This is a genomic window from Delftia sp. ZNC0008, assembly GCF_000799035.1.
Classification (GTDB): Bacteria; Pseudomonadota; Gammaproteobacteria; order Burkholderiales; family Burkholderiaceae_C; genus Comamonas; species Comamonas tsuruhatensis.
Genome location: NZ_JTKZ01000290.1, coordinates 1 through 1,926 on the forward strand (window position 1 = coordinate 1; position 1,926 = coordinate 1,926).

The following is a 1,926-nucleotide window of genomic DNA, read 5'->3' on the forward strand; positions in this document are numbered from 1 at the left end:
CCGCGTGACAGCAGGCTGCTGCGCGAGGAGCGGCCCGCGATGATGGCAAAGTCCAGCTCGCCGTCGTCCAGGCGCTGCTCCAGCACGCCGCCCACATCCACATGGGGCTCCAGCACCAGTTGCGGATGGGCCTGGCGCGCGGCGGCCACGAAGGCCGGCAGCCAGGTCAGCGCCGACAGGTCGCCCACGCCGAAGCGGCAATGCCCGGCCAGCGCCTCGCGCGTGTCCAGGGCCTGGCCCAGCGCGGCCATGGCGTTGAGCACCTCCAGCGCGGCGGGCAGCAGGCGCTGGCCGGCGTCGGTGAGCACGGCGCGGTGGCCGCTGCGGTCGAACAGCGGCTGGCCCAGCGCGGACTCCAGTTCCGTGATGCGCTTGGACAGCGAGGACACGGACAGGTGCACGCGCTGCGCGGCCGTGGCGAAGTTGCTGCAGGTGGCGGCCCACCAGAAGGCTTCGAGCTGCTTGACCGAGGGTGTGGACATGGGTTTGTCATTGGCAAAAAGCGAACAAGTGCATTCTAAATAATCCACTTTCATTCAATGGATGCGCGGCCTACAGTGGCGCCGGTTCCTGAACATTCCGAGGTCCGCACCATGGCCGCCATCGCTTCCTCCTCTGCCTCTGCCTCTGCCTCCACGCCTTCGGCATCCGCCCTGCCGGCGCCGCGCGCCCCGGCCGTGCTGCGCCGCATGCTGTCGCTGCATGATTTCGAGGAGGCCGCGCGCCGCAGGCTGCCCCGGCCCATCTTCGGCTACATCGCCGGGGCGGCAGAGGACAACGCCTCGCTGCGCGACAACCGCGAGGTGTTCGGCGAATGGGGCCTGACCACGCGCGTGCTGGCCGATGTGTCGCAGCGCTCGCAGGCCGTGGAGCTGTTCGGCGAGCGCTATGCCAGCCCCTTCGGCATTGCGCCCATGGGCATCAATGCGCTGTCCACCTACCGGGGTGATCTGGTGCTGGCACGCGCGGCCCAGCGCGCGGGCATTGTGTCGGTGATGAGCGGCACTTCGCTGATCCCCATGGAGGAGGTGGCGCGCGAGAGCCCGGCCACCTGGTTCCAGGCCTATATCCCCGGGGACCAGGCCCGCATCGATGCGCTGATCGACCGCGTGGAGCGCGCAGGCTTTCGCACCCTGGTGGTGACAGTGGACATACCGATCTCCGCCAACCGCGAGAACAACATCCGCACCGGCTTTTCCACGCCGCTCAAGCCCAGCCTGCGCCTGGCCTGGGACGGCATGGTGCGCCCGGGCTGGGTGGCGGGCACCTTCCTGCGCACGCTGCTGCGCCACGGCATGCCGCATTTCGAGAACTCGTTTGCCACGCGCGGTGCGCCCATCATGTCGTCCAGCGTGATGCGCGATTTTTCGGCACGCGACCACCTGAGCTGGCACCACATCGAGGCCATCCGCCGCCGCTGGAAGGGGCCGCTGGTCATCAAGGGCGTGCTCAGCGTGGAGGACGCGCTGCAGGCGCGGCGCGTGGGGGCCGACGGCATCGTGCTGTCCAACCATGGCGGGCGCCAGCTCGACGGCGCGGTGTCGGCCATGCGCATTCTTGAGGACGTGGTGGCGGCCCTGGGGCCGGACTATCCCGTGCTGATCGACGGGGGCTTCAGGCGCGGCTCCGATGTGCTCAAGGCCGTGGCGCTGGGCGCGCGCATGGTGCTGGTGGGCCGGCCCTTCAACTATGCCGCCGCCGTGGGCGGCGAGGCCGGCGTGCTGCACGCCATCGGCCTGCTGCGCGACGAGGTGGACCGCAACCTGGCCATGCTGGGCGCCTCCTCCTGCGGCGCGCTGGACCGCTCGCACATCGTGCGCCGCGCATCGGCCTGACAGAAACCTCCACCGTCCGTTCAAAACACAGCCATTCCCAGGAGACATCCCATGAACCACTTCATTTCACGCCGCAGCCTGTGCGACGCGG

At 69.5% G+C, this 1,926-nt stretch carries 2 protein-coding genes; one reads left to right on the plus strand and one right to left on the minus strand.

Annotated elements, in window-relative coordinates:
* Window positions 1-482, minus strand: a 482-nt coding sequence (locus L995_RS09760) for a LysR family transcriptional regulator (RefSeq protein WP_047471262.1), incomplete at its 3' end; no start/stop codon positions are given.
* Between the two features lie 111 nt (window positions 483-593).
* On the opposite strand from L995_RS09760, the gene L995_RS09765 reads away from it, so the two are divergent.
* A complete protein-coding gene (locus L995_RS09765; RefSeq protein ID WP_047471264.1) occupies window positions 594-1,835 on the plus strand; it encodes an alpha-hydroxy acid oxidase in 1,242 nt (413 codons plus the stop codon).
* Window positions 1,836-1,926 lie beyond the last annotated feature (91 nt).